Annotated in this window: 26 protein-coding genes; 11 read left to right on the plus strand and 15 right to left on the minus strand. The window is 68.6% G+C overall.

Features of this window, described 5'->3' with window-relative positions; genetic code table 11:
- Window positions 1–162 precede the first annotated feature (162 nt).
- The 5 genes from AC1RVY_RS21910 to AC1RVY_RS21930 are packed head-to-tail and all read right to left on the minus strand — an operon-like array spanning window position 163 to window position 3,859.
- Window positions 163–1,416, minus strand: a complete 1,254-nt coding sequence (locus tag AC1RVY_RS21910) for an O-antigen ligase family protein (protein ID WP_218296643.1) — start codon at window positions 1,414–1,416, stop codon at window positions 163–165.
- Entirely contained in the window at window positions 1,413–2,231 is an 819-nt protein-coding gene (locus tag AC1RVY_RS21915; protein WP_218296642.1) for a glycosyltransferase family 2 protein, read from the minus strand. The genes AC1RVY_RS21910 and AC1RVY_RS21915 overlap by 4 nt, the downstream gene beginning before the upstream one ends.
- A 3-nt stretch (window positions 2,232–2,234) precedes the next feature.
- On the minus strand, window positions 2,235–2,441 hold the full coding sequence (locus tag AC1RVY_RS21920) for a zinc-finger domain-containing protein (RefSeq protein ID WP_492808141.1): 207 nt from the start codon (window positions 2,439–2,441) through the stop codon (window positions 2,235–2,237).
- Window positions 2,442–2,446: 5 nt separating this feature from the next.
- Window positions 2,447–3,385: a branched-chain amino acid transaminase gene (locus AC1RVY_RS21925; RefSeq protein WP_218296640.1), complete on the minus strand. Its 939-nt coding sequence runs from the start codon at window positions 3,383–3,385 to the stop codon at window positions 2,447–2,449.
- A gap of 39 nt (window positions 3,386–3,424) precedes the next feature.
- Complete coding sequence (locus AC1RVY_RS21930; protein WP_218296639.1) at window positions 3,425–3,859, minus strand: glycerate kinase; 435 nt, start codon at window positions 3,857–3,859, stop codon at window positions 3,425–3,427.
- A gap of 226 nt (window positions 3,860–4,085) precedes the next feature.
- Between AC1RVY_RS21930 and AC1RVY_RS21935 the strand changes: the two genes are divergently transcribed.
- Complete coding sequence (locus AC1RVY_RS21935; RefSeq protein WP_218296638.1) at window positions 4,086–5,843, plus strand: methyl-accepting chemotaxis protein; 1,758 nt, start codon at window positions 4,086–4,088, stop codon at window positions 5,841–5,843.
- Window positions 5,844–5,920: 77 nt separating this feature from the next.
- Window positions 5,921–6,607 carry a hypothetical protein gene (locus tag AC1RVY_RS21940; RefSeq protein WP_218296637.1) on the plus strand — a complete coding sequence of 229 codons (687 nt, stop codon included), beginning with the start codon at window positions 5,921–5,923 and terminating at the stop codon, window positions 6,605–6,607.
- Here the strand turns inward: AC1RVY_RS21940 and radA are convergent.
- A complete protein-coding gene (gene radA / locus AC1RVY_RS21945) occupies window positions 6,604–7,983 on the minus strand; it encodes a DNA repair protein RadA (RefSeq protein WP_218296636.1) in 1,380 nt (459 codons plus the stop codon). The two genes, AC1RVY_RS21940 and radA, sit on opposite strands and share 4 nt — an antisense overlap.
- Before the next feature lie 117 nt (window positions 7,984–8,100).
- Between radA and hpaI the strand changes: the two genes are divergently transcribed.
- The 3 genes from hpaI (at window position 8,101) to AC1RVY_RS21960 (ending at window position 10,683) form a co-directional block, all read left to right on the plus strand.
- A complete protein-coding gene (gene hpaI, locus AC1RVY_RS21950; RefSeq protein WP_492808143.1) occupies window positions 8,101–8,931 on the plus strand; it encodes a 4-hydroxy-2-oxoheptanedioate aldolase in 831 nt (276 codons plus the stop codon).
- A 75-nt stretch (window positions 8,932–9,006) separates the two neighbouring features.
- The gene (locus AC1RVY_RS21955) at window positions 9,007–9,984 is read left to right on the plus strand and encodes a 2-dehydropantoate 2-reductase (RefSeq protein ID WP_492808145.1); all 978 of its coding nucleotides are present in this window, start codon (window positions 9,007–9,009) and stop codon (window positions 9,982–9,984) included.
- 75 nt (window positions 9,985–10,059) lie between these two features.
- Window positions 10,060–10,683 (plus strand): glutathione S-transferase family protein, encoded by a 624-nt coding sequence (locus tag AC1RVY_RS21960; RefSeq protein WP_492808146.1) that lies wholly within the window; start codon window positions 10,060–10,062, stop codon window positions 10,681–10,683.
- Between the two features lie 76 nt (window positions 10,684–10,759).
- Here the strand turns inward: AC1RVY_RS21960 and AC1RVY_RS21965 are convergent, their stop codons facing one another.
- Window positions 10,760–12,340, minus strand: coding sequence for an ABC transporter substrate-binding protein (locus AC1RVY_RS21965; RefSeq protein ID WP_492808148.1), 1,581 nt, complete (start codon window positions 12,338–12,340; stop codon window positions 10,760–10,762).
- A 75-nt stretch (window positions 12,341–12,415) separates the two neighbouring features.
- Window positions 12,416–13,024, minus strand: coding sequence for a LysE/ArgO family amino acid transporter (locus AC1RVY_RS21970; RefSeq protein WP_218296631.1), 609 nt, complete (start codon window positions 13,022–13,024; stop codon window positions 12,416–12,418).
- A gap of 77 nt (window positions 13,025–13,101) precedes the next feature.
- Between AC1RVY_RS21970 and AC1RVY_RS21975 the strand changes: the two genes are divergently transcribed.
- Window positions 13,102–13,989 (plus strand): LysR family transcriptional regulator ArgP, encoded by an 888-nt coding sequence (locus tag AC1RVY_RS21975; protein WP_492808150.1) that lies wholly within the window; start codon window positions 13,102–13,104, stop codon window positions 13,987–13,989.
- On the opposite strand, the gene AC1RVY_RS21980 is transcribed toward AC1RVY_RS21975, so the two are convergent.
- Window positions 13,973–14,794, minus strand: coding sequence for a siderophore-interacting protein (locus AC1RVY_RS21980; protein WP_218296629.1), 822 nt, complete (start codon window positions 14,792–14,794; stop codon window positions 13,973–13,975). The two genes, AC1RVY_RS21975 and AC1RVY_RS21980, sit on opposite strands and share 17 nt — an antisense overlap.
- A 68-nt stretch (window positions 14,795–14,862) precedes the next feature.
- Here AC1RVY_RS21980 and AC1RVY_RS21985 point away from each other — a divergent pair, with 68 nt between their 5' ends.
- Window positions 14,863–15,336 carry a MarR family winged helix-turn-helix transcriptional regulator gene (locus AC1RVY_RS21985; protein WP_492808152.1) on the plus strand — a complete coding sequence of 158 codons (474 nt, stop codon included), beginning with the start codon at window positions 14,863–14,865 and terminating at the stop codon, window positions 15,334–15,336.
- Between the two features lie 130 nt (window positions 15,337–15,466).
- On the opposite strand, the gene AC1RVY_RS21990 is transcribed toward AC1RVY_RS21985, so the two are convergent.
- Both AC1RVY_RS21990 and alr read right to left on the minus strand, forming a co-directional pair.
- Window positions 15,467–16,342, minus strand: coding sequence for a hypothetical protein (locus AC1RVY_RS21990; RefSeq protein ID WP_492808154.1), 876 nt, complete (start codon window positions 16,340–16,342; stop codon window positions 15,467–15,469).
- A gap of 133 nt (window positions 16,343–16,475) precedes the next feature.
- Window positions 16,476–17,591 carry an alanine racemase gene (gene alr, locus AC1RVY_RS21995; protein WP_492808156.1) on the minus strand — a complete coding sequence of 372 codons (1,116 nt, stop codon included), beginning with the start codon at window positions 17,589–17,591 and terminating at the stop codon, window positions 16,476–16,478.
- Window positions 17,592–17,746: 155 nt separating this feature from the next.
- Here alr and lplT point away from each other — a divergent pair, with 155 nt between their 5' ends.
- The gene (gene lplT, locus AC1RVY_RS22000) at window positions 17,747–19,051 is read left to right on the plus strand and encodes a lysophospholipid transporter LplT (RefSeq protein ID WP_218296625.1); all 1,305 of its coding nucleotides are present in this window, start codon (window positions 17,747–17,749) and stop codon (window positions 19,049–19,051) included.
- 63 nt (window positions 19,052–19,114) lie between these two features.
- Here lplT and AC1RVY_RS22005 read toward each other — a convergent pair whose 3' ends face one another.
- On the minus strand, window positions 19,115–20,368 hold the full coding sequence (locus AC1RVY_RS22005; RefSeq protein ID WP_492808158.1) for an ankyrin repeat domain-containing protein: 1,254 nt from the start codon (window positions 20,366–20,368) through the stop codon (window positions 19,115–19,117).
- A gap of 404 nt (window positions 20,369–20,772) precedes the next feature.
- Here AC1RVY_RS22005 and AC1RVY_RS22010 point away from each other — a divergent pair, with 404 nt between their 5' ends.
- Entirely contained in the window at window positions 20,773–21,669 is an 897-nt protein-coding gene (locus AC1RVY_RS22010) for a DMT family transporter (RefSeq protein ID WP_492808159.1), read from the plus strand.
- 74 nt (window positions 21,670–21,743) lie between these two features.
- Window positions 21,744–22,232 (plus strand): glutathione peroxidase, encoded by a 489-nt coding sequence (locus AC1RVY_RS22015; RefSeq protein ID WP_218296623.1) that lies wholly within the window; start codon window positions 21,744–21,746, stop codon window positions 22,230–22,232.
- Between the two features lie 8 nt (window positions 22,233–22,240).
- On the opposite strand, the gene AC1RVY_RS22020 is transcribed toward AC1RVY_RS22015, so the two are convergent.
- Entirely contained in the window at window positions 22,241–22,738 is a 498-nt protein-coding gene (locus tag AC1RVY_RS22020; RefSeq protein WP_218296728.1) for a GNAT family N-acetyltransferase, read from the minus strand.
- 85 nt (window positions 22,739–22,823) lie between these two features.
- Window positions 22,824–23,021 carry a hypothetical protein gene (locus tag AC1RVY_RS22025; protein ID WP_492808161.1) on the minus strand — a complete coding sequence of 66 codons (198 nt, stop codon included), beginning with the start codon at window positions 23,019–23,021 and terminating at the stop codon, window positions 22,824–22,826.
- Between the two features lie 411 nt (window positions 23,022–23,432).
- Between AC1RVY_RS22025 and AC1RVY_RS22030 the strand changes: the two genes are divergently transcribed.
- Window positions 23,433–23,912: a VOC family protein gene (locus AC1RVY_RS22030; RefSeq protein ID WP_492808163.1), complete on the plus strand. Its 480-nt coding sequence runs from the start codon at window positions 23,433–23,435 to the stop codon at window positions 23,910–23,912.
- Between the two features lie 38 nt (window positions 23,913–23,950).
- Here the strand turns inward: AC1RVY_RS22030 and AC1RVY_RS22035 are convergent, their stop codons facing one another.
- Window positions 23,951–24,685, minus strand: a complete 735-nt coding sequence (locus AC1RVY_RS22035) for a helix-turn-helix transcriptional regulator (RefSeq protein ID WP_218296621.1) — start codon at window positions 24,683–24,685, stop codon at window positions 23,951–23,953.
- Between the last annotated feature and the right edge of the window lie 93 nt (window positions 24,686–24,778).

The raw sequence follows: 24,778 nt of genomic DNA on the forward strand, positions 1-24,778 counted from the left end.
TATGGCTCTGTGCGAGGCCCGCAACGGTTGAAACCGGCACGGCCCAGTCCCGGGCAGCCGAGCAAGGGCCGCCCCGCAGCGAGGGCTGCGTCCCCCTGCCCGCATTGCACAGCAATGCGAGAGCGGGGGGATGCGGCGAAGCCGCTCAGGGGGGTGTCGCATCTAGAACGGCCGGCCGCAGCCGATGCGGGCACGCCGCTCGTGCAGGGCGGCCAGCAGCAGCGGGCACATGAAAAGATAGAACATGTTGCCGCTGTTGTGGGCCAGGAAGACCTGGGTGAGGCCGAAGCCGATGTACGACAGGGGCACCATCACTCCCACCAGGCACAGGGAAAGCGATTCCTTGTCCATCTTTCCCGCCCCATCGCGGATGCGCCGGGCCGTGGGCCAGAACATCGCCAGCGGAATGCCATAGAACGCCAGCAACAGCAGCACGCCGGGCAGCCCCCGCTTGGCGAAAAGATCCAGGATTTCGTTGTGCGCGTGGCCGAATTCGAGCACCACCGGGTGTGCCAGCCCGGCCGCCACGCGCCGCGCCTTCTCCTCGGCATAGCCCGCGCGGCCCCAGCCGGTCAAAGGCCGGTCCCAGCCCATCTCCCACGCCAGGCCCCAGTGCGCCAGCCGCTGCCCGACCGAGCTGCGGCCATCGCCGTGGTCCTTGTAGGTCTGCACTTCCTGGCGCGCCTCGTCCACCCGCTGCTCCACCGCGGGCACCTGCGACAACGCGGCCGCCGCCAGCGCCAGCGCGCACAGGCCCCAGTACATTCGGCGCTGCCCCGTGGTGCGCACCAGCAGCCACGCACTGACCGGCAGCAGCAGCACCAGCGCCAGCCATCCGCCCCGCGACTGCGACAGCACCGACCCCGCCGCGCCTAGCACGATGGCCGCCGCCAGCAGCACCCGCTGCCACAGCACCCAGCGCTTCCACTGCACCACCAGCAACAGGCCGCTCATCACGGCCAGCAGCATGCTCAGGTTGCCGTACTGGATCGCGTTGGTGAAGCCATTGGCGCGGGGCAGCGCCTGCACGCAGATCTGGTAGATGGCCACCAGGCCGCTGCCCACCGCGCCCACCGCCACCCCCATCCACAGCCACGATGCGCGCGGCTCGAAGGTCATCAGGTAGAAGATGCAGGGCAGCGCCAGCAGGTACTTGACGGGGCGGTCCATGCTGCCCCAGCCCCAGGTGGCCCCCACGTCCAGCAGCCACAGCGCCGCCATGCAGGAAAACGCCGCCGTCAGCCACCAGGCCGCGCGCGGCGCGGGCCGGTTCCACCACACCGGCGCGCTGGCGAGCGCGGCCAGCAGCAGCACGACCGCCCCATAGGAATAGCCCGAGGGCAGCCACAGGGCCAGGCCCGGAACCATGAACGCGCCGAGGCTGGCGCAGCGCCCGAACCAGCGGTAGGCCTTCATCCGCGGATCACCCGGCCCGTGAGGCGGTCACGGTCGTACCGCAGCGCCGCATAGCGGAAGAACCCCTCCAGCGCCACGAAGAAGCAGTACAGGAAGCCCGCGCCCCCGCACAGGAAGCCCAGGCGGAACACGTACAGGCGCACGAACATGGAAGTGCCCGAAGCCAGCCCCCGCAGCACCCCCCCCCGCTGCCCGTTCTCGGCGCGCTTCGCCGCGCCGAGCATCACGTACTGCGTGAGCTTCTCCAGGCTGCCGCGCACCGTGGTGCGCGAGTAGTGCAGCAGGCGCGCCTTGATCAGGCGGCGCGGCACCTCGCCACCACCGGGCAGCGCATGCAGCTGCGCCTGCTCGTGCACCACGCCCGTGTATTCCCGGACCATGCCGCGCACGAACAGCCGCTCGATCTGGGACTGCGAGCGAAAGTGCGTGAGCTCCTGCCCGAACGCCACCATGCGCCAGCGGATCTTCCACACGGCCTGCTCGCCCGAGCGCACGATGGCCTGCAGCTCCCGCGCGAAAGCCGGTGTCATCACTTCGTCAGCATCGAGGAAGAAGATGTAGTCGCCGCGCGCATGGGCGAGCAGGCGGTTGCGCTGCACGGCAAAGCCCTGCCAGTCCGGGTGGACATGGACTTCGGCGCCCAGGCCCCGCGCGATGGCCACGGTGTCGTCCGTGCTTCCACTGTCCACCACCAGCAGCTGGTCTGCAAAGGCGGCGCTCTTCAGGCAGGCTTCAATGCGGTGCGCCTCGTTGTGGGTCAGCACCGCCACGGTCAACGTGGGCGGCGGCGATGCGCCGCCGGCTGCAACTGGCATCAATCAATGACCGGCGTGCACGCGCTCGCCCGCCTTGAGGCGGTACACCGTTCCGCAGTAGGGACACTTGGCCTCGCCCGTGCGGGCCACGTCCAGGTACACCTTGGGATGGCTGTTCCAGATTTTCATGTCGGCCTTGGGGCTGGGGCAGAAAACCCCGCCCTGTGCGTTCAGGTCCTTGGCCAGGAGTTCAACGGTTGCTTGCGACATGTTCATCAGACCTTGGTGAGCCAGTGGGCGTAGTTGGAATTGCGGCCGTTGACGATGTCGAAGAAGGCACTCTGGATTTTTTCGGTGATCGGGCCCCGCGACCCCGCGCCGATCTCGATGCGGTCGAGTTCGCGGATGGGCGTCACCTCGGCGGCCGTGCCGGTGAAGAAGGCTTCGTCGGCGATGTAGACCTCGTCGCGCGTGATGCGTTTTTGCACGATCTCCAGGCCCAGGTCCTTGGCGATGTGGAACACGGTGTTGCGGGTGATGCCGTTCAGGGCGCCGGCCGACAGGTCGGGCGTGTAGATCACGCCGTTCTTGATCACGAAGATGTTCTCACCCGCGCCCTCGGACACGAAGCCGGAGCTGTCGAGCAGCAGCGCCTCGTCGTAGCCATCGTCCAGCGCTTCCATGTTGGCCAGGATGGAGTTGGTGTAGTTGCTCACCGCCTTGGCCTGCGTCATGGTGATGTTGACGTGGTGGCGCGTGTAGCTGCTGGTCTTCACGCGAATGCCGCGCTTCATGCCCTCTTCGCCCAGGTAGGCGCCCCAGGCCCAGGCGGCCACCATCAGGTGGATCTGGTTGCCTTTGGGGGAGACGCCCAGCTTCTGCGAGCCGATCCAGGTCAGCGGGCGCAGGTAGCAGGATTCAAGCTTGTTCTCGCGCACCACGGCCTTCTGGGCCTCGTTCACTTCTTCCTTGCTGAAGGGAATCTTCATGCGCAGGATCTTGGCGCTGTTGAACAGGCGGTCGGTGTGCTCTTCCAGGCGGAAGATGGCCGTGCCGTTGGCGGTGTTGTAGGCGCGCACGCCTTCAAAGGCGCCGCAGCCGTAGTGCAGGGTGTGGGTCAGCACATGGATCTTGGCGTCGCGCCAATCGACCATCTGGCCGTCCATCCAGATCTTGCCGTCACGGTCGGCCATCGAGGGAACTACGGGGCTCATGGGTGTCCTTTTGTTGCTGTGGGTCGCAAACCGGGGATTTTACGGGGCGGCCGGGGGCTGGCCCGCCGGGGCGGCGGAACCGTCGCCTTCGGGCCGCCACAGCGTCCACTTCGCCAATTTGCCGTGGCGGAACTCGCACGTCACGTGCGACTGGGTGCCATCCGTCCAGCGGTACACCTCCGGCTCGGCCTGCGCCGGCGACAGCTGCTCGCCCAGGGACTGCGTCATGGCCACCACATGCATCAGGTTGACTCCCTCGCCGAGGCGGGCGTTGAGCATGACCGCGCTGCCCACATACCCGATGGGGCGGTTGGCGGCCTTCTTCATCACATTCATGAGCCGCGTGAAATGCAGCAGCGCCCACATGACGAGCCCGCCCATGACGGCGGCCACACCGGGCCATCCGTAGGCCATGAAACCAAAAACAACCAGCCCCACCACGCCCAGGGGCACCAGGATTTTGCGCAAATTCATGGGCGGTATTGTCATATGAGCGCCCGGGCCGCCGGCAAAGATCCCGAGGCCGGGGCGCCAAGCGGCCGGCAAGGCACCTCCAGACGCTGGCCGAGAAATTGTTTCGTTGTGTAAGCACTACATTAATGAAAGAACATCGCACGCGAAGGCGGGCCGGGCCCCGCAAGTGTTTACGGCCGTGGCGGAAGCACGAAAAATGCGGACTCGTCCTTTCTGGAGATGGTCAATGAAATTGGATAACGTGCGCCTGTCGCCCAAGCTGTGGGGTTCTATCGTGGGGCTGCTGGGTGCCATGCTGCTGGTGTCGGTCTGGGCGCAGCACCAGGTGGCCCAGGTGATGGACCGGTCCATGGAGTCGATGGCATCGTTCGAGAATCGCATCACGCTCGCCGCGCAATGGAAGGGCGCCACCGAAACCACCGGCGAGCGGGTGCTGGCCAGCAATTCCACGCCCGATGCGGACCTGACGGCCCTGTTCGACGGCCGCGTGAAGGCCGGCGTGGCCGGCATCTCGGCCATCCAGGCCAAGGTGGTGGAACTGGCGACCAGCCCGGCGGACAAGGCCGCCCTCGAGCGCGTGGCCGCCGAGCGCACCCATGTGCTGGCCCTCAACAAGCAGGCGCGCGAAATCAAGCAGGGTGGCGACGGGGCCGCCTTCAAGTCGTTCATCGAATCCAAGTACCTGCCGTCCATCGGCCGCTATGTGGACAGCCTCGAGACCTTCGTGCAGCTGCAGCAGAGCCAGCGCGACGCGGCCCGGCAGGAGGCCCAGGCCGCCCGCAGCCGCGCCAACCTGCTGGCCTGGATCACCCAGGGGGCCGTGTTCGCGCTGGGCCTGGTGCTGTCGTTCCTGCTGGTGCGCTCTATCACGCGCCCGCTGAACCGGGCGGTGGACCTGTCCGATGCCATCGCCAGCGGCAACCTCACCGTGTCCGCGCAGGATGATCGCCAGGATGAGTTCGGCCACCTGCTGCGCTCGGTATCGCAGATGGCGGCCCGCCTGCGCGGCCTGGTTTCCGAGGTGCGCAGCGGCGTGGACTCCATGTCCAATGCCTCGGTGGAGATCGCCACGGGCAACCAGGACCTGTCGTCGCGCACCGAGCAGACGGCCGCCAACCTGGAAGAGACCGCCGCCAGCATGGAAGAGCTGACCGCCACCGTCACCCAGTCGGCGGACACCGCGCGCCAGGCCAACCAGCTGGCCACCACGGCCGCGCAGGCGGCCACGCGGGGCGGCGAGGTCGTGGCGCAGGTGGTCGAGAGCATGCAGCACATCACCAGCAGCTCGCGCAAGATCGCCGACATCATCGGCGTGATCGACGGCATCGCCTTCCAGACCAACATCCTCGCCCTCAACGCCGCCGTGGAAGCCGCCCGCGCGGGCGAACAGGGCCGGGGCTTCGCCGTGGTGGCCAGCGAGGTGCGGGGCCTGGCCCAGCGCTCCGCCTCCGCGGCCAAGGAGATCAAGGAGCTGATCAGCGCCTCGGTCGACACCGTGGAGACCGGCTCGGGCCAAGTCGCGCAGGCGGGCCAGTCGATGGACGAGATCGTGGCCAGCGTGCGCCGGGTGTCCGACCTCATCGGCGAGATCACCGCATCCTCCAGCGAACAGCGCGACGGCATCGGCCAGGTCAACCAGGCCGTGAGCAACCTGGACCAGATGACGCAGCAGAACGCCGCCCTGGTGGAGGAATCGGCGGCCGCCGCGGCCTCGCTGCGCGACCAGGCGCAGCGCCTGGCCGAGGTCGTGTCCGTCTTCAACGTGGGCCACCAGCCCGCCAGCACCACGCCCAGCCCTGCCCGCGCGCCGGCCCCGGCGCCCAGGCCTCGGGCGGCGGGCAGCGCGCTCAAAGCCGCCCCCGCCAAGGCCGCCCCGCCCCTTGCCAGGCCGCTGCAGGCCCCCGCGGCGCGCCCAGCACCGCCTCCCGCACCCGCGGCCCCGGCGGGCCAGAAGGCGTCGGATGACGACTGGGAGTCTTTCTGACGTGCCGGTGCGGCACGGGCCGCCACCATCGGCTGCTCTAATTGCGCACTTCTGCATCCAGCCCCCCACCGCTTTCCATGCGCAACCCTCCCCTTTTGCTGGCGGCCCTCGCCGCCATGCTGGCCGCCTCCACGGCCAGCGGCCAGAACCTGTTCAAGTGCACGGACGACAAGGGGCACACCACCTTCTCCGACCGGGCCTGCGCCCAGGCGCCACGCCCGGCCGCGCCGCCCAGCCCACGGCCGTCCCCCGCCACGGCACCCGTGGCCAAGGTCAAGGCCAGCGCGCCCTCCGCGCCACCGGCCGCGCCCGCCGCCAGCAGCCCCAAGGCCGAGAACATCACCAGGCTGACCCCGGCCGTGGTGGAGGGTGTGCTGCGGCGAGCCGTGGAGCTCGGCGACCGGTCGGACTACCGTGCCCAGTGCGCGCTGGCCGCGCCCGACCTGAGTTTCAAGCTCACCGACCACAGCAGCAGCCCCGCGAGCGTGTACTCCGGCGGGCGCGCGGAGATCTGTGCGCTGCAGCAGCAGTCCGCGCAGGCCATGCAGGCCAGCGGTCTGCGCTCCGCAAGCCGGCTGGGCAAGCTGGACATCCGCGTCAATGCCGATGGCACCCAGGCCACGGCGCGGTCTGAATCGGCGGCGGCCATTTCCGCCCAGGGCCAGCATGTGCTGACCATGCAATGCACGCGCGAGGAGGTGCTGGGCCTGTACAGCGGCAGCGTGCTGTACCAGCGCGTCACCGCCGTCTGCAGGCCCTCCTAGCCCATCTCCCGCACCACGTTCATCGCCTCCTCCACGCGCTCCACGGCGTGGATGGTCAGGCCCTCGATGGGCTTCTTGGGCGCGTTGGCCTTGGGCACCACCGCCACGCTGAAGCCCAGCTTGGCGGCTTCTTTCAGGCGCTCCTGCCCGCGCGGCGCGGGTCGCACCTCGCCCGCCAGGCCCACTTCGCCAAAGGCCAGGAAGCCGCGCGGCAGCGCCTTGCCGCGCAGGCTGGAGGTGATGGCCAGCATCACCGCCAGATCGGCCGCCGGCTCGCTGATGCGCACGCCGCCCACCGCGTTCACGAACACATCCTGGTCCATGCACGCCACCCCCGCATGACGGTGCAGCACGGCCAGCAGCATGGCCAGGCGGTCCTTGTCCAGGCCCACGGACAGGCGCCGGGGGCTGGGACCACCGCTGTCCACCAGCGCTTGGATCTCCACCAGCAGCGGGCGCGTGCCTTCGAGCGTGACCATCACGCAGCTGCCCGGCACGGGTTCGCTGTGCTGGCTCAAAAAGATGGCGCTCGGGTTGCTCACGCCCTTGAGGCCTTTTTCCGTCATGGCGAACACGCCGATCTCGTTGACCGCGCCAAAGCGGTTCTTGATGGCGCGCACCAGGCGAAACTGGCTGTGCGTGTCACCCTCGAAGTACAGCACCGTGTCCACCATGTGCTCCAGCACGCGCGGCCCGGCCAGGGCGCCTTCCTTCGTCACATGCCCCACCAGCACGATGGCCACGCCCGAAGACTTGGCGCAACGTGTGAGGTGCGCCGCACATTCGCGCACCTGGGCCACGGAGCCGGGCGCGGACGTGAGCTGGTCGGAATACACCGTCTGGATGGAATCGATCACGGCCACCGCAGGCTGCATGGACTCGATGGTCGCCAGAATCTTCTCGAGCTGGATCTCGGCCAGCACGTTGACCTGGCTGTGGTCCAGCCCCAGGCGGCGCGAGCGCAGCGCCACCTGGGCGCCGCTTTCCTCGCCCGTCACATACAGCGTGGGCAGCCCGGCGCGCTGCAGGGCATCAAGCGCTTGCAGCAGCAGCGTGGATTTGCCGATGCCCGGGTCGCCGCCGATGAGCACCACGCCGCCTTCGACAATGCCGCCGCCCAGCACCCGGTCCAGCTCGTCGATGCCGCTCGGTGTGCGCTCCACATCGCTGGCCTCGATGGCCGACAAGGGCATCACCGCCTGCGCCTGGGCCAGGCCTGCAAACTGCGACCCGCTGTAGCGGTTCTTGCCCGGCCCCGCGTCCGCCACCTGCTCGATCAGCGTGTTCCAGGCACCGCAGGCCGGGCATTTGCCCAGCCAGCGCGGGCTGGTGCCGCCGCATTCGGTGCAGGTGAACGTGGTTTTTTCTTTGGCCATGGCGATGTAGAGGGAAAGCCCCCGGGGTGGGGCAGCCGACTATAGCGGCCATGCCCCCACGTGCTGGCAACAGCCCGTACGATGGAGGGCTTGGCACCCCGCCGCAGGAAGCTCACATTGCAGACACCCGTCAACCCCTTCAAACAGGCCATGGCCCAGGGCCAGTCGCAGATCGGCCTGTGGCTTGCGCTGGCCGACGCCTACAGCGCGGAAATCATCGCCGGCACTGGCTACGACTGGCTGCTGGTCGATGGCGAACATGCGCCCAACGACGTGCGCTCCATCCTGCACCAGCTGCAGGCCATCGCCAGCGCCAGCAGCGCCCTCGCCCCCGGCGCGCGGGCGCCCCACCCCATTGCGCGGGTTCCCGTGGGCGACACCGCGCTCATCAAGCAGTACTTGGACATCGGCGTACAAACCCTGCTGGTGCCCATGGTGGACACCGCCGAGCAGGCACGGCAGCTGGTGCGCGCCACGCGCTATGCGCCCGAGGGTGTGCGCGGCATGGGCAGCGCGCTGGCCCGTTCGTCGCGCTGGCAGGCCTACCCCCGGTATGTGCACGAGGCCAACCAGCAGGTGTGCCTGCTGGTGCAGGCCGAAACGGTGGAAGCCATGGCCAACCTGGATGCGATTGCCGCCACGCCCGGTGTGGACGGCGTGTTCATCGGCCCGGCCGACCTGTCGGCTTCCATGGGGCACCCCGGCAACCCGGCACATCCTGACGTACAGGCCGCCATCCACGATGGCATCACCCGCATCCTGCGCGCGGGCAAGGCGCCGGGCATTCTGGCCACCACCGAGTCGCAGGCGCGCCAGTGGCTGGCGGCGGGCGCCCTGTTCGTGGCCGTGGGCGTGGACACCATGCTGCTGGCCAGCGCCGCGCAGGATCTGCTGGCCCGCTTTCGCACCGATGCCGTGGGCACCCCCCAGCGCCCGGCGGGCTACTGAGGCCCCGCAGCAGTCGCGCGCCCCGAATCCCTCACCACCACAAACAACAACCCTGGAAGAAAAGGCTCTACAACCATGAAAGCATGTATCTACGGCGCGGGCGCCATCGGCGGCTGGCTGGGCGTGGCCCTCGCGCAGGCGGGCCACCCGGTCAGCATGGTGGCGCGCGGCGACACGCTGCGCGCCCTGCAGGCCGAGGGGCTGCGCATGCGGCGCGCCGACGGCACGCTGGCGCAGGTGGCCGTCACCGCGCACGACGACCCGGCGGCACTGGGCGTGCAGGACCTGGTGGTGGTCGCAGTCAAGGCGCCGGGCCTGCCCGAGGTGGCGCGCGCCATGGCCCCGCTGATCGGGCCCGAAACCACCGTGCTCACGGCCATGAACGGCGTGCCGTGGTGGTTCCTCGACGGTTTTGGCGGCGCGGCGCGGGGCCATGCCCTGCAGTCGGTGGATGCGGGCGGCGTGATTGCCAAAGCCATCCCGGCGCGCAGCGTGGTGGGCAGCGTGGTGCACACCAGCTGCTCGCTCGAATCGCCCGGTTTTGTGCGCCAGCACTTTGGCAACCGCCTCATCGTGGGCGAGCCCGACGGCCGCCGCAGCGAGCGGCTGCAGGCGCTGGCCGACACGCTGCAGCGCGGCGGCATCGATGTGGAGGTGACCGGCTGCATCCAGAAGGACATCTGGTTCAAGCTCTGGGGCAACCTCACCATGAACCCGATCAGCGCGCTGACCGGCGCCACCACCGACCGCATCCTGGAGGACGACCTGGTGCGCGGTTTTGTCAGCGCCGTGATGCTGGAGGCCAAGGCCATTGGCGAGAAACTGGGCCTGCCCATCGACCAGCAGCCCGAGGACCGCCACGCCGTCACGCGCAAGCTGGGCGCGTTCAAGACCTCGATGCTGCAGGACGTGGAGGCCGGCAAGCCCATGGAGATCGACGCCCTGGTAGGCGCGGTGCGCGAACTGGGGCAGATCACCCACACACCCACGCCCCACACCGATGCGCTGCTGGGCCTGACCCGCCTGATGGCACGCACACGAGGCCTGTACTGAAATATTTCAAGAAAATTGGCCGTCAGCGCTTACCTATCAAGCGCCAATAGCTATCTATTTTATAGCACATCAACCATGACCACTCTCACGCTCTACTACACCCCCGGCACCTGCGCGCAGGCCGTGCGCATCGCTCTGGAAGAGGCTGGCGCCCAGCACCAGCTGGTGCGCGTGGACTTCGCCGCGGGCCAGCAGCGCACGCCCGAATACCTTGCCGTGAACCCCAAGGGCCGCGTGCCCGCGCTGGCCACGCCACACGGTACCCTGACCGAAACACCCGCCCTGCTGGCGTATGTGGCGCAGAGTTTCCCCGAGGCGCGCCTGGCCCCCACCGATGCCCACGGCTTTGCGCGCCTGCAGGAGTTCCACAGCTACCTGGCCTCCACGGTGCACATCGCCCATGCGCACCGCCCCCGCGCCAGCCGCTGGGCCGACGAGCCCGAAGCGATTGCCGCCATGCAGCGCAAGGTGCCGCAGAACATGACCGACTGCTTCAACCTCATCGAAAGCCACTACCTGCCCGCTGCGGAACACGGCCCCTGGGTGATGGGCGCGCAGTACACCGTGGCCGATGGTTATCTCTTCACCATCGCCAGCTGGCTGGCCAGCGATGGCGTGGACATTGCGCTCTTTCCCAAGGTGCACGCCCACACCCAGCGCATGCTGCAACGCCCCGCCGTGCAGCGCGCCCTGGCCTGAAGCCCGCAGCGAGCAGCGGCAGGAAAAAAGCCCCGGGCTCTGGCAGCACCGGGGCTTTTTTTGCGGGCGCAGGTGATCAATTCACCTTGAGGTAGCGCCAGTCGATCCGGTTGTCGGCACGGTGGATGATGTCCACCTTCTTCGTCGCCGCCCACGGGATCACCTGGTTGTACAGCGGGATGTGCGACACCAGCTCATGCTCCTTGATCAGCGCCTGCTCGATCAGGCCGTTGCGCGTGGTGGCATCGGTCTCCTTCTTCACGCGCTCCACCAGGGCATCGAGCTGCGGGTCGGAGAAGCGGCCCAGGTTGAAGTTGCCATCGCCGCCTGCGCCAGGCGAGCGCACCAGCGACTGCAGGCTGTAGAACGCGTCGAACGTGGGTACGCCCCAGCCCAGCAGATAGATGCTGGCCTCGTTGCGCTGGATCATCGGGAAGTAGGTGGCAAACGGCAGCGAGCGCAGCTTGGCTTTCACGCCCACCTTGGCCCAGTGCGCGGTGATGGCCTGGCACAGCTGCTCGTCGTTGATGTAGCGGCCCGCGCTGCAGGCAAAGTCCACCTCGAAGCCGTTGGGGTAGCCCGCGTCGGCCAGCAGCTTCTGCGCGGCCTTGGGGTCGTAGGGCCAGCGCACGTCGGCCTTCCTGGTCCAGCCATTGACCTGGTTGGCGATCAGCGTGCCCGTGGGCTGGGCCAGGCCGCGCAGCACCACGCGCTGGATGGACTGGATGTCGATCGCCTGGTACAGCGCCTTGCGCACGCGCAGGTCCTTGAGCGGGTTCTTGCCCTTCACGTCCGAGCCGGGCAGCTCGTCGCGGAACTGGTCCAGGCCGAGGAAGATGGTCCGGTACTCCGGCCCTTCGAGCACCTGCAGGTTGGGCGTCTGCTTGATGCGCGCCAGGTCCTGCAGGCTGGGGTCGATCACAAAGTCAATCTCGCCCGACAGCAGCGCGGCCGTGCGCGTGGCGTCGGCCTTGATGGGGGTGTAGACGATCTCGGTCAGGTTGGTGGGGTACTTGCCCTTGCCCCACCAGTGCGGGTTGGGCTCCAGCACCACGCGCTGGTCGGGCGTCCACTGCTTGAGCTGGTAGGGGCCGGTACCCAGCGCATTGCGGTGGGCGTACGTCTCGTCCTTGGTCTTGATGTCCTTGGGCTCGACCGACTTGTTCTTTTCGGCCCAGGCCTTGCTCAGAATGCGCAGCTCGGTGAGCTGGTTCACCAGCACCGGGTTGGGCAGGTCGGAGTGGATGTCGATGGTGTACGCATCGACCTTTTCCACGCGGTCGATGCCCTGGGTGTACACCGCGAAGTTGGAGCTCTTGGCCTTGGCGCGCTCCAGCGAGAACTTGGCGTCGTCGGCCGTGAACTCGCTGCCGTCGCTGAACTTCACGCCCTTGCGCAAGGTCAGGCGCAACTGGGTGGGCTTGATGAGCTTCCACTCGGTGGCCAGCGAAGGCTCGGGCTTGAAGGTCTTGCTGTTGTATTCGACCAGCGTGTCGTACACCGCGCCGTGCATGGTGTTGTTCACGCCCACGTTCTGGGCGTGGATGTCCCAGGTGGAAATGTCCACCGACCGGGACCAGCGGAAGGTCTTGGCCTGTGCCGCCATCGGCAGGGCAGTGGCCAGGGCGGCCGCGAGCAAAAGGGTCTTGAAACGCATGGGGAAAACACTCCAGATCAGTCAATAGACCGACTATGGAGCAAGCCCGCGTTTTACCCAACGAACTTATCTTTCTTAGCTTAGACCCATCGCCACCGCCAGAACCATCATGGTGGCCGCCGTCACCCCGTCCAGCACCCGCCAGGCCCCGGGCGAAGCGAACACGGGCGCCAGCCAGCGCGAACCGAAGCCCAGGCTCAGGAACCACAGGGCGCTGGCCAGCGAGCCCCCGGCCGCAAACGTGGCGCGGCCCCACACCGGGTAGGGGCTGGCCATGGTGCCCAGCAGCACCACGGTGTCCAGGTACACATGCGGGTTCAGCCAGGTCAGCGCCACCACGGTGAGCAGCGTGGCGCGCAGGCTCGCACCCGGCCCGTTGGCCGACACCAGCAGATGGGCCGGCTTGAAGGCCCGGCTGGCGGCCTGCACCGCGTACGCGGCCAGAAAAATCGCCCCCGCCCAGCGCATGAACTGCGCCCACTCCGGCCGGGCCAGGAGCACGCCGCCCATGCCCCACACCCCCGCCTGCAGCAGCGCCGCGTCGGACAGGGCGCACACCAGCACCACCGGCAGCACATGCTCGCGCCGCAGGCCCTGGCGCAGCACGAAGGCGTTTTGCGCGCCGATGGCCATGATCAGGATGGCCGTCGACGTGAATCCGTGAAGAAAGGCAGTGGTGCTCATGGGCGCGGATTGTGGGCCGCGTGCCATGGTCACGCCAGCTATACTTTTTAACGATCCGTCAGAATGGCTAACCATCCATGCGCCTCGACTCCGCCCAGCTCAACGCCTTTGCCACCGTGATCGACGAGGGCAGCTTCGAGCGCGCCGCTGCCGCGCTGCACGTCACCCGCTCGGCGGTGTCGCAGCGCGTGAAGCTGCTGGAAGAACGCGTGGGCCAGGTGCTGGTGCGCCGCGCCACGCCCTGCGCGCCCACCGAGGCCGGTCAGGCCCTGTACCGGCACGCCCGCGAAGTGGCCCTGAGCGAGGCCGACGCGCTGGCCACGCTCGGCGGCGGGCAGCACGCGTCCACGCGCCTGGCCCTCGGCGTCAATGCCGACTCGCTGGCCACCTGGTTTCCCCATGCCATGGCGCAGGCCGCGGAGGGCCAGGCCGTCACCTTCGACATCCATGTCGAAGACCAGGACCATTCGGCCAACCTGCTGCGCGAAGGCCGCGTGATGGCCGCCGTGACGGCCGACCCCCAACCCGTGCAGGGCTGCAAGGTGCTGCCGCTGGGCACGCTGCGGTACCGCGCGCTGGCCAGCCCCGCCTTCCTGCAGCGCCACTTTGCCCAGGGGGTGAACGCCGCCACCCTGGCACAGGCGCCCATGCTGGTGTTCAACCGCAAGGATGCGCTGCAGGCGCGTTTCGTGGGGCGCATCACGCGCCGCAAACTCACGCCGCCCGTGCACTGGCTGCCCGAGGCGAACGCGTTTGTCATGGCCTCCCGGGCTGGCCTGGGCTGGGGCATGACGCCGGACCCGATGGTGCAGCACGACCTGAAGGCCGGCACGCTGGTCGAGCTGATTCCGGGCAAGCCCGTCGATGTTCCGTTGTACTGGCAGTACTGGCGCCTGAACGTGCAGGCGCTGCACCGCATGACCGAAGCGGTGCAGCAGGCGGCGGCGCTTACGCTGCTGCGCTGACCAGGTCTTCGTGGTGGTCTGCAGCGCCGCGCTTCCAGTAGGCGGAGATGCGCATGCGCCTGGCGTCCACGCCCGGCTTGGCCAGCACGGCACGGCGCACGGCGGCCATGTCGCCGTGTTCGCCGGCGGCCCACACAAACCCCGCGCCGGTGGGCAGCGCCAGGTCTTCCACCGCCGCAGGCAGCGCGTCTACCCATTGCAGATCGAGCCGCGCCGCGCTGGCCAGGACCCGCTGGTCGGCAGGATTGCTCACCTGGATGCGCACGGTGGCCTGGGTGTGCGCGGGCAGCTCGGCCAGGCGGCGGGCGATGGCGGGCAAGGCGGTTTCGTCGCCCAGCAGCCAATGCCAGTCAAAACCGGTCGGCACCACCATGCTGCCGCGCGGCCCGGCAATGCCCACCCACTGGCCCACGGCGGCGCTCGCGGCCCAGTCGGTGGCGGGGCCTGCGTCGTGCAGGGCCACCTCGATGTCCAGCTCGCCCGCAGCGGCGTCATGGCGCGCGGGGGTGTAGTCGCGCAGCACGGGGCGTGGGTCGGGGAAGACGGGGCGGCCGTCCTGCATCGACGGCAGCGACGGGCGCTCCTGGCCTGGCTGGGGCAGGATGAGCTTGAGGTGGTCGTCAAACCCCGCGCTCACAAACCCGGCCAGCTCGGGCCCGGCCAGGGTGAGCCGCACGAAACCGGGGCTGACGGCGGTGCGCCGCACCACCTGGAGGTGGCGGGCTTGCAAGGGGTGGCGGACGCGTTCGATGGCAAGGTGCGCAGCGTCGGCGCGGGGTGTGGCGGTAGGCAGGGGTGCGTTCATGACTTAAAATGTTGATTTGATCAACCAATGATCTGCGCATTGGTTGATTTTGTCAACCACAAACCCCCATGACCACCCACGCGCCCGCCGATGTCTTTGAAGCCATGCACGACCTGCTGCATGTCTACCGGGCCCACATGGTGCGCGCCATGGCCGCCATCCACCCCGACCTGACGCACAACGAAGTGCGGGCGCTGATGTTCGTGGGCCGCCACCCCGGCACCACGCAGCGCGAACTGGTGGCCCACAGCGGCGCCGACAAGGCACAGGTGGCCCGCATGGTGGGGATGCTGCAGGACAAGGGCTGGCTGGAGAGCGCACCGAATGCCGAGGACAAACGCAGCCGCTGCCTGCGCCTGAGCGCCCAGGGTGCGGCCCTGCACCAGGCGCTGCGCGACGCCCGCCGGGGGCTGGCGGCGTCCCTGCTCAAAGGGTGCGACGACGCCACGCAGGCCCAGCTGCTCGCCCTGCTGGCGCAGGTGCGCAGCAACCTGGACGCCATCGAGACCGGCTGCCAGGGCGGCCGGGACTGCCGCCGCTGAGGCCGGGAGAGGGAACGCGGGGCCAGCCTGACCCAGGCCGGGAGGCGCCAGGACATGAAAAGAACCGGCCCCTACCGCTTGATAAGTCTATATTTCAAGCTACCAATTTAGTAGCATTCTGCCTTTTGCATCACTGCCCCTGGATCACGCGCACGGCCTGGGGCAACGACTGCACGCCGGGCATGAAATGGTCGATGGTGGCACCCAGCACCACGGCGCAGACCAACGCGCCCAGCAGCGGCTTCCAGGTCAGGCGCACGGCGGCCGTGAGCCAGCCCTCGCGCTCCACGCCCACGGCGGCCCGCGCAGTGGCCACCGAGAAGGCGATCTCCACCGCCACGGTCAGCAGCACATCCCAGCCAAAGAACAGCATGGCCAGCGAGCCCGCGCCAAAAATGATCGCCGCGCCGATGAGGAAGATCGCCACCACGGGCACGACCACCACGGCGCCTTCGTCGGCGCTGCCCAGGGCGTCGGCGGCGCCACTGGCCAGGTCGCCCAGCGCACTGGAATCGCCGCCGGAGCCCCCGCTGGACAGGCCCTGCGTCCATGCGCCACCAAAATCGCCCGACGCTCCGCCACCGCCAAAATCACCGCCGCCCGTGCGCGGCAGCGGCACCTGGCCACCGCCACCGCCCGACGGCCCGTTGCCGGGCCAGGACACGTCGGGCACATCCAGGCCGCTGCCATCGCCACCCGTGTCGCGGTCCTGCCGCACCAGCCGCGCCGCCCAGGCCCGCAGCACCAGCAGGTACCCCAGGTAGCCGACCGAGAGGGTGACGAAATACCGCAGCGCCAGCGACTCCACGCCCACCAGCATCTGCACGTGGGAGGCGCACCACATGAGCAGCAACGTGAAGCTGCCGATCAGCAGGCCATGCCAGCGCAGGCTGTAGCGCTGCTGCAGGGTGCGTGCCACCCGGCTGTGGTGCGGCATGCGCACGGAGCGCCAGGTGGAGGTTTTCTTCTTGCTGTTGCTGTGGCGGTCGCTGCGGGAAGTGGCCATGGAGGAAACACCTGCGGTGGAAAGAGGGGCGCGGCCGGCGGCGTTGCGTGCCGGCGCCGCGCCATTTCACACCACTTTGGCCCGGCCGTGCGGCCCCGCGCCCCGCCGTGCGTGAACTTGTCGACGGTTCGGATCAGCCGATGCCATCCACCGACACGGGCACGCGCTGGGCCAGTGCCGTCAGCAGCTCCCAGCTGACGGTGCCCGCGGCGGCGGCCACCTCGTCCACGCGCAGCACCGTGCCGTTGCCAGCCTGGCCCCACAGCGTGACCTCGGAGCCGAACCCTGCGGCCACGCCCGCCTGCTGCAGCGGCGTGAGGTCCACCGTCACCATGTCCATGCTCACCCGCCCCACCAGCCGCGTGCGCACGCCGTTGACCAGCACCGGGGTGCCGGTATCGCAGTGGCGCGGGTAGCCGTCGGCATAGCCGCAGGCCGCCACGCCGATCAAGAGCGGCCCCTCGGCCGTGAAGCGCGAGCCATAGCCCACGGTGTCGCCCGCCTGCAGCTGCTGCGTGGCGATGAGGCGGGTGGCGAGGGTCATCGGGGGGCGCATGCCCCAATGGCTGGCGTCATGCTCGGGGTAGTCGGGCGCGCTGCCATACAGCGCGATGCCGGCGCGCACCCAGTCGGCGCGCACGCGCGCGTCCGCCGCGTGGCGCAGGGTGGCGGCACTGTTGCTCAGCGTGCGCTCGCCCGGCAGGTCCTGGGCGGCGGTGTTGAACACGGCCAGCTGGTGCGCCACCCCCCTGGGGCCGTCCGCATCGCTGAAGTGGGTCATGAACGAGATCTCGTCCACCTGCGGCAGCGCGTTGAGCCGCGCCCAGGCCGCGCGAAAGCGCTGCGGCGCGAAGCCCAGCCGGTTCATGCCCGAGTTCATCTTGAGGAACACGCGGTGCGGCACCTGCGTCTTGTGGGCGGCCAGCATGTCGATCTGCTCGTCGCAATGCACCGCGTGCCACAGGCCCAGGCGCGAGCACAGCTCCAGGTCGCGCGGCTCGAACACGCCTTCGAGCAGCAGGATGGGCCCGCGCCAGCCCAGATGCCGCACGCGTTCGGCCTCGGCCAGGTCCAGCAGCGCGAAGCCGTCGGCGCCACGCAGGCCTTCGTACGCGCGTTCGATGCCGTGCCCGTAGGCATTGGCCTTGACCACGGCCCAGACCTTGGCATCGGGCGCCGCCTGTCGGACACGCTCCAGGTTGTGGTGCAGGGCTGCGGTGTGGATGGTGGCGGCGATGGGACGGGGCATGGAAAGGACCAGGTGGGGCAAGGGATTTACCGGGGAATACGCGCAGGATTCTGGCACCGTGGCCGTTTATCCGCGTGATATAACCGTCCGTCACTTGCCAGGGTCCCCACATTTAACAGGGCATCAGCCGAACTGATGCAGCCACCAGCCATTCGATGAAGCGCGGTTTCTACACCATCATGTCGGCGCAGTTTTTCAGCTCGCTGGCCGACAATGCACTTTTCGTGGCCGCCGTGGAGCTTTTGCGCACAGAAGGCGCTCCCGAGTGGCAGCGCGCCGCCCTGGTGCCCATGTTCGCGCTGTTCTATGTGGTGCTGGCGCCCTTCGTCGGCGCCTTTGCCGACGCCCTGCCCAAGGGCAAGGTCATGTTCGTCAGCAACGCCATCAAGGTGGTGGGCTGCCTGATGATGCTGTTCGGTTCGCACCCGCTCATCGCCTATGCGGTGGTGGGTCTGGGCGCCGCGGCCTACTCGCCCGCCAAATACGGCATCCTCACGGAACTCCTTCCCGCCTCGCAATTGGTCAAGGCCAATGGCTGGATCGAGGGGCTCACCATCGCGTCCATCATCCTGGGCGTGCTGTTCGGCGGGCAGCTCGTGGGGCAGCACCTGTCGGGCATGCTGCTGGGCTTCGACCTGCCGATGATCGACACGGGTGTGGACACCCCCGCCGAGTCCGCCATCGCCGCGCTGATCGCGGTGTATGCGCTGGCGGCCTGGTTCAACACCCGCATCCCGCACACCGGCGTGGAAATGCGCCCCCTGCGCGCCGACCCCGCGCGCAGCGTGTTCTCCAACGCGCTGGCCCTGCTGCCGGACTTCTGGGCCTGCAACGGCCGCCTGTGGCGCGACAAGCTCGGCCAGATCTCGCTGGCCACCACCACCCTGTTCTGGGGTGCGGGCGGCAACCTCAAGTTCATCGTGCTGGCCTGGGCCGCCGTGGCGCTGGGCTACAACACCACGCAGGCCTCGGCACTCACCGGGGTGGTGGCCATCGGCACCGCCGTGGGCGCGGTGGTGGCCTCGATGCGCATGCGCCTGGACATGGCCACCCGGGTGATCCCGCTGGGCATCGCCATGGGGCTGCTGCTGATCCTGATGGTGTTCATCAGCAACATCTGGCTCGCGATCCCCTTCCTCATCCTGCTGGGCGGCCTGGGCGGCTACCTGGTGGTGCCCATGAACGCGCTGCTGCAGCACCGGGGCCACAACCTCATGGGCGCGGGCCGCTCGATCGCCGTGCAGAACTTCAACGAGCAGGCCTGCATCCTGGGCCTGGGCGCGTTCTACAGCCTGTCGCTCAAGCTGGGCCTGTCGGTGTTTGGTGCGATCATCACCTTCGGCCTCGTGGTGGCGGCCATCATGTGGATCATCCGCCGCTGGCACCAGCGCAACTGCATCAACCACCGCGACGAAGTGAACCACCTGCTGCACATTGCGCGGCACGATACGCACCACTGAGTTGCCCCCTGTGCGCGCGCCCGGCGACTTGGTATTCATGCCGCCCCGTGCGTCTCGGCCCCGCTAGTTGAGAGCCAAATCGGCCGGGGTCCGGCCCGCAGCATTCCTGGCCTGGGCATCTGCTCCATGCTGGCGCAATATCTCGATCACCTGGGGGTTTTCATCACGGGCGAACCAGCATTGCATTCCGTTCCCCCCCAGCCACGTCTGCCCGCTGCAATAATGCAGTGCCGTGTTGTGATAGCTGTCCAGGGCATGTACATCGGCGCCCGCTTGGAGCAGGTACCGCGCCACAGCGATATCGTCCGTGAGCGCGGCGGCCATCAAGGGCGTGCCCTCGCGGCCCACGCGCCCCTCCATCACCCAGATGGGCTCCGACGCCCTGGTGTTCACGTCGCAGCCGAAGGCCTCCACAAGATGGCGGACCATGCCCATTTTGGCGGGCTCGTAGCTCGCTGCGGCGCAAGCGCGGACCAGCAAGTCTCCAGCCGCCCAAGGTGCATTGTTCTCGGCGATTCTTTTGAAAACCGCCAGGGACAGGCTTTCCACCGCTCCTTCGAAGGCTCCGGAGTTGACCCGGGCACCGCGCGACAAAAGTTGGTCGACGAATTCAACGTTCCCGGACTGGGTGGCGAACCCAAGTGCGTCGCAGCCATTCTTGTCGCAAGCGGCCAGGTCGGGATTGCGGCGCAAGACGGTTTCAAGGTTGTGCGCATGGATGTCGCACTCTTCTGCGGCTTCAGCGCCCGCATCCTCGTCGTCGTCGGCCGTTGCGTCGGCATGGCGGTGCAATGCCCAACGGTAGCTCTCAGATGCCGCCAGCAAAGGGGTATTGCGGCTCTCGTCGGTAAATTCGAGGCCTCCCTCCAGATCGACGATGGCATCGAGTTCGGAATCGGTGATCTTGCGCCGCCTCATTTCGTCAAAGAAGCCCTCCGCCGCTTCGCTCACGTTGCTGGGCGTGTCTCCACCATATTCGCCATCGCCGGCTCCGCCCCATCGCACGATCTCCACCTCACCGGTTTCCCATTGCGTGGAAATCTCTGAGCCTGATTCCACGAACTTCTCGAGGAAGGGCCAGATATCGTGAGACATGTCGTTCTTGCCGCCCGCAAATCCGATGCGCACAAGGTCCCGCCCGTCCATTTCGCACTCCATGTGCAGCAGCTCCAGCGCTCTGGCAAGGAAAGGGGTCTGGCCGAACTCCTGCGCATCCACGATGTAGCCCGACACCGCCGGGTGCGAAATACACCCGCTCTGCAAGCTCTTCAACGCGGCAGCCTGATTGCCCTCATTGATCCTTACGGTCGTGGCCATGACCGAAGAGTTCATTCCCATGGGTGTTCGTCCTGAATATCGTTGTTGTCAAAGCTCAAGCGGAAACCGCCTCAACCCCGCTGGTCCGGCACGGTGCACCAGAGACGGCCGTTGTCACGCCATGGTGATGATAGATAGCTTTCGCAGCGTGCTATGGACAAGTTGTCAGGCCGCTCGCTGCGCAACGCGACCCCGCGCAATGTCCTCGAATCCCTTCGGCGCCCCCGCGGCCCTCGGCGCGACGGCGGCCCGCCACGCTGGGCCGCTGCGCTGACGTTCTCCACGGAGGCCTAAATCTGCCCTGCACCATGACGGCGCCTGCCGCTGGAGGTGCTCCGAGGGCTGCGGACCGCTTGGCTTAGACTGCTGACTCGCGAAATTCCTCCTCCCGTCACAGGGTGTCAATGCAATCTCCCCTGCCCTTTGCCGCCCTGCTGTTCAACGCCTTCGTCTGGGGCCTGGCGTGGTGGCCGTTCCAGCACATGCACCAGGCGGGGCTGCATCCGCTGTGGGCCACGGCCTGCATGTACGCCGTGGTGCTGCTCGCGCTCATGGCCTGGCGCCCGGGCATCCTGCGGCAGGTGCGCGAACATCCGCAGCTGTGGCTCCTGGCGCTGGCCTCGGGACTGAACAACGTGGCCTTCAACTGGGCCGTGACCATCGGCGACGTGGTGCGCGTGATCCTGCTGTTCTATCTGATGCCCGCCTGGGCCGTGCTGCTGGCCTGGCGGATCCTGGGCGAACGCCCCACGCCCGCCGCGCTGCTGCGCCTGGCCCTGGCCTTCGCCGGCGTGGTGCTGGTGCTGCTGCCCGAGGGCGCGCCCGCCGCCCGGCTGCTGCAGAACCTCAGCCTGGCCGACGCACTGGCCCTGCTGGGCGGTTTCATGTTCGCGCTCACCAACGTCACCCTGCGCCGCCTGCACGCCGTGCCGGGGCCGGCGCGCATGGCCACCATGTTCGGCGGCTGCATGCTCATGGCGCTGGCCGTGGCTGGCCTCGGGCTGCAGGTGGGCGTGGTCGATCCCTTCCCCGCCCCCAACAGCACCTGGGTCGTCACCGGCCTGCTGCTGGCCGGCGTGCTGATGCTGGGCAACTGGGCGCTGCAGTTCGGCGCCGCGCGCCTGGCGGCCGGCACCACGGCGCTGGTGATGCTGTCGGAGGTGATGTTCGCCAGCGTGTCTTCCGCGCTGCTGGGCGCCTCGGCCTTGAACACGCGCACCGTGCTGGGCGGGGCGATGATCCTGCTGGCGTCCCTGCTCGCCGCGCTGCAGTTCCGCAGGGCAGGCCCCAGCACCCCCTGAACCGCCGGGGTGAAAAGCGGAAAAGGGGCGCAACCCCTACCATGCACAGTCTTCCACCTTCAGGAGCATGCGCCATGCCCGACAGCATCTACGACTTTGAAGCCCAGCAGATGAACGGCCAGACCGTGCCCTTGTCGCAATACAAGGACAAAGTGCTGCTCATCGTGAACACCGCCAGCGCCTGCGGCTTCACGCCCCAGTTCGGGGGCCTGGAAGAGCTGCACAAGCAGTACGGCGGCCAGGGCCTGGTGGTGCTGGGCTTTCCCTGCAACCAGTTCGGCAGCCAGGACCCGGGCAGCAACGACGAGATCGCGAGCTTCTGCCAGCTCAACTACGGCGTGAGCTTTCCGATGATGGCCAAGATCGATGTGAACGGTGCCAACGCGTCGCCCCTGTACCAGTGGCTCGCCGCCGAAGCGCCCGGCCTGCTGGGCAGCAAGGCGATCAAATGGAATTTCACCAAGTTCCTGGTTGGCAAGGACGGCCGCGTGATCCGCCGCTATGCGCCGCAGGACGCGCCCAAGAAGCTGGCGGGCGACATCGAGGCGGCCCTCGCGGCCTAAGGCCGCGCTCAGCCTGCTGCCGCTGCCGCCGCAGGCGCCCAGCGGCACAGCACCCGCTCGCGGCCCGTGGCCGGATGGGTATCGACCGGCCCCTCCACCAGGCCATGGCGCGCATAGAAGCGGCGCGCGCCGTGGTTGCCCGTGGCCACGTGCAGGGTCCAGCCGCCCGGGCACAGGCGGATCACCTGCTGCAGCATTTCGGCCCCCACGCCCCGGCCCTGGCATGCGGGGTCCACGAACAGCTGGTGCAGATGCGCGCCGCCCACGTCCAGCACCAGGAACGCCGTGACCTCCGGCCCCACCGCACGCACCAGCACCGCACACGGCGGACCGAATTCCGCGCGCACCCGCGCCTCCCAGTGGCCGGGCGGAGCCACGGGCCTCACCGAGGGGTTGGCGGAACGCCAGGCCCTGCGCCACACGCGGGCCAGGCCGGCGTGGCTGTCGGCATCGGTCGCCGGCCGGATCACGGGCTGGACGCCAGGGGCATGGGAGCGGGGCTGCATGCTGGCATTGTCTTCGGAACGCGCCCGTGCCCGCCCGGCAACCCGAACAGCGGCCGCAGCCACGCCACACGCCGCACCACCGCCGTCAGCCCCCGGCACACAGCCCCACCGTCCCGGCCACCAGGACCCGCGGCTCCACCACCGGCCCCAGTCGCGCGGGCGCCAGCGCCCCGCAGCCTCCTTCATGCACCACGGCGTGCCCGGGTGCCACGAGGGCGGCGCCCAGGTACCGCGCATTGCCGGCCTGGTCGGCCGCCAGGGAGGCCGTAGCGCCGGTGGGCACGACGGGTTCGCGGCCGCCATGCGCCCCAGGCGCGGCAGCGGATCTTGCGCGACGGCGACGGCGACGGCGCCGGCCCGGATTGTCCTAGGGGTCCGGAATCCTTGATCGAGCGTCCCGAAACCGCATGCAAATCCCGGTGCGTAGCAATTCGTTGCACTATGGTGCCAGGACCGCCGCACCCCAGGCCCTCGGCCCTGGCGCCCCATGCGAGGGCCGTCTTCCAGGCCGGGCATCTGTAGCTCAAAGTCCCATCAGCGCTTATCGAATCTGCGCAAATAGCTATTTTTTTAATAGCATGAAGAAAACCACCGCACCGCCGATGCCCCGCCATCCACGGCCCCTCGCGCGCATTGCAGCCTGCCGCCAGATGTGAGAGGCTACTGCGCTGTCCCGCCCCCAAGGAGCACCAAGATGGTCAGCAAGAACACGGTATGTCTGTGGTACGACGGCACCGCGCTGGATGCCGCGAAGTTCTACGCCGAGACGTTTCCGGACAGCGCCGTGGGCGCGGTCCACCGGGCGCCCGGGGACTTTCCCTCGGGCCGGCAGGGCGACGTCCTGACGGTCGAGTTCACGGTGATGGGCATCCCCTGCCTGGGCCTGAACGGAGGCCCCGCCTTCCGGCACAGCGAGGCTTTCTCGTTCCAGGTGGCGACCGAGGACCAGGCCGAAACCGATCGTCTGTGGAATGCGATTGTCGGAAATGGCGGCCAGGAAAGCGCCTGCGGCTGGTGCAAGGACCGCTGGGGCCTGCCGTGGCAGATCACGCCCCGCGCCCTGACGGCCGCGGTCACCGGTCCCGACAAGGCGGCGGCCGCGCGCGCGTTCGAAGCCATGATGGGGATGAAAAAAATCGACATCGCCACGATCGAGGCGGCCCGGCGCGGCTGATGCCTGGCGGGCCGGCGCGGCCCAGGGCCCGAAGGCCTTCAGGCCGTCAGCCCGGGCGTCGGCGCGGGCGGCCATTCGGGCGGCCGCGAGGCCATCTCCGCCTCCACCTTGCGCAGCATGTCGGCCAGCGTCTTGCCGGGCTCCTGGCGAAACTGCTCCTCCAGCACCACGAGGTCCACGATGCGGTCGATGCGAAAGCCTCGGAAATCGTTGCGCAGCTCGCACCAGGCCGACAGCGTCCAGACCTTGCCCCAGTAGAAGCACCCCAGCGGCCGCAGGCGGCGCAGGCTGGGGCGGCCGTGCACGTCGGCGTAGTCGATCTGCACCACGTGGCGGCTGTGCACCGCCTCGCGCAGGGCCTGCAGGGTGGCCTGCGCCCGGGGGTCTAGCCCCACGGACGGCGCATACAGCGCCTGCGCCTCGGCCGCCGCGCGCGCGGCCGGCGGCAGCACCGACAGGATCTTGCCCAGGGCCCCTTCCACCTCGCGCGCGAGCCCCGCGTCCAGCCAGGCCTGCGCCAGCCGCGCGGCCGCCACCAGCGCGTTGGCCTCGCCCTGGCTGAACATCAGCGGCGGCAGCTCGAAGCCGGCGCCCAGCCGGTAGCCCACGCCGGCCTCGCCCTCAATGGGCACGCCCTGGTGCTGCAGGTCCGCCACGTCGCGGTAGATGGTGCGCGGAGACACCTCGAGCCGCTCGGCCAGGAACGCCGCCGTGGACAGGCGCCGCCCCCGGATGAGCTGGACGATCTGGAAAAGGCGGTCAGCGCGGCGCATGGATGAAAGGGGACATCTTGTGGGTATTCCTGGCTTGCACCGCTCATGCCATCAGCGCGGGAAGCTATTGAACATATAGCATCATGCACCAAC

This window comes from Acidovorax sp. GW821-FHT11A03, assembly GCF_058809075.1.

Excerpts from the sequence above, each read along its gene's own strand:
- AC1RVY_RS21940 (WP_218296637.1), top strand. The coding sequence starts at position 5,921 with ATGCGCAACCCTCCCCTTTTGCTGGCGGCCCTCGCCGCCATGCTGGCC.
- alr (WP_492808156.1), bottom strand. The coding sequence starts at position 17,591 with ATGCCCCGTCCCATCGCCGCCACCATCCACACCGCAGCCCTGCACCAC.
- AC1RVY_RS22005 (WP_492808158.1), bottom strand. The coding sequence starts at position 20,368 with ATGGCCACGACCGTAAGGATCAATGAGGGCAATCAGGCTGCCGCGTTG.
- AC1RVY_RS21935 (WP_218296638.1), top strand. The coding sequence starts at position 4,086 with ATGAAATTGGATAACGTGCGCCTGTCGCCCAAGCTGTGGGGTTCTATC.
- AC1RVY_RS22020 (WP_218296728.1), bottom strand. The coding sequence starts at position 22,738 with ATGCAGCCCCGCTCCCATGCCCCTGGCGTCCAGCCCGTGATCCGGCCG.
- AC1RVY_RS22035 (WP_218296621.1), bottom strand. The coding sequence starts at position 24,685 with ATGCGCCGCGCTGACCGCCTTTTCCAGATCGTCCAGCTCATCCGGGGG.
- AC1RVY_RS21925 (WP_218296640.1), bottom strand. The coding sequence starts at position 3,385 with ATGAGCCCCGTAGTTCCCTCGATGGCCGACCGTGACGGCAAGATCTGG.
- AC1RVY_RS21975 (WP_492808150.1), top strand. The coding sequence starts at position 13,102 with ATGCGCCTCGACTCCGCCCAGCTCAACGCCTTTGCCACCGTGATCGAC.
- AC1RVY_RS22030 (WP_492808163.1), top strand. The coding sequence starts at position 23,433 with ATGGTCAGCAAGAACACGGTATGTCTGTGGTACGACGGCACCGCGCTG.
- AC1RVY_RS21985 (WP_492808152.1), top strand. The coding sequence starts at position 14,863 with ATGACCACCCACGCGCCCGCCGATGTCTTTGAAGCCATGCACGACCTG.
- AC1RVY_RS21960 (WP_492808146.1), top strand. The coding sequence starts at position 10,060 with ATGACCACTCTCACGCTCTACTACACCCCCGGCACCTGCGCGCAGGCC.
- lplT (WP_218296625.1), top strand. The coding sequence starts at position 17,747 with ATGAAGCGCGGTTTCTACACCATCATGTCGGCGCAGTTTTTCAGCTCG.
- AC1RVY_RS21980 (WP_218296629.1), bottom strand. The coding sequence starts at position 14,794 with ATGAACGCACCCCTGCCTACCGCCACACCCCGCGCCGACGCTGCGCAC.
- AC1RVY_RS21990 (WP_492808154.1), bottom strand. The coding sequence starts at position 16,342 with ATGGCCACTTCCCGCAGCGACCGCCACAGCAACAGCAAGAAGAAAACC.
- AC1RVY_RS21965 (WP_492808148.1), bottom strand. The coding sequence starts at position 12,340 with ATGCGTTTCAAGACCCTTTTGCTCGCGGCCGCCCTGGCCACTGCCCTG.
- radA (WP_218296636.1), bottom strand. The coding sequence starts at position 7,983 with ATGGCCAAAGAAAAAACCACGTTCACCTGCACCGAATGCGGCGGCACC.
- AC1RVY_RS21955 (WP_492808145.1), top strand. The coding sequence starts at position 9,007 with ATGAAAGCATGTATCTACGGCGCGGGCGCCATCGGCGGCTGGCTGGGC.
- AC1RVY_RS21915 (WP_218296642.1), bottom strand. The coding sequence starts at position 2,231 with ATGCCAGTTGCAGCCGGCGGCGCATCGCCGCCGCCCACGTTGACCGTG.
- AC1RVY_RS22010 (WP_492808159.1), top strand. The coding sequence starts at position 20,773 with ATGCAATCTCCCCTGCCCTTTGCCGCCCTGCTGTTCAACGCCTTCGTC.
- AC1RVY_RS22015 (WP_218296623.1), top strand. The coding sequence starts at position 21,744 with ATGCCCGACAGCATCTACGACTTTGAAGCCCAGCAGATGAACGGCCAG.
- AC1RVY_RS21920 (WP_492808141.1), bottom strand. The coding sequence starts at position 2,441 with ATGTCGCAAGCAACCGTTGAACTCCTGGCCAAGGACCTGAACGCACAG.
- AC1RVY_RS21970 (WP_218296631.1), bottom strand. The coding sequence starts at position 13,024 with ATGAGCACCACTGCCTTTCTTCACGGATTCACGTCGACGGCCATCCTG.
- AC1RVY_RS21930 (WP_218296639.1), bottom strand. The coding sequence starts at position 3,859 with ATGAATTTGCGCAAAATCCTGGTGCCCCTGGGCGTGGTGGGGCTGGTT.
- AC1RVY_RS21910 (WP_218296643.1), bottom strand. The coding sequence starts at position 1,416 with ATGAAGGCCTACCGCTGGTTCGGGCGCTGCGCCAGCCTCGGCGCGTTC.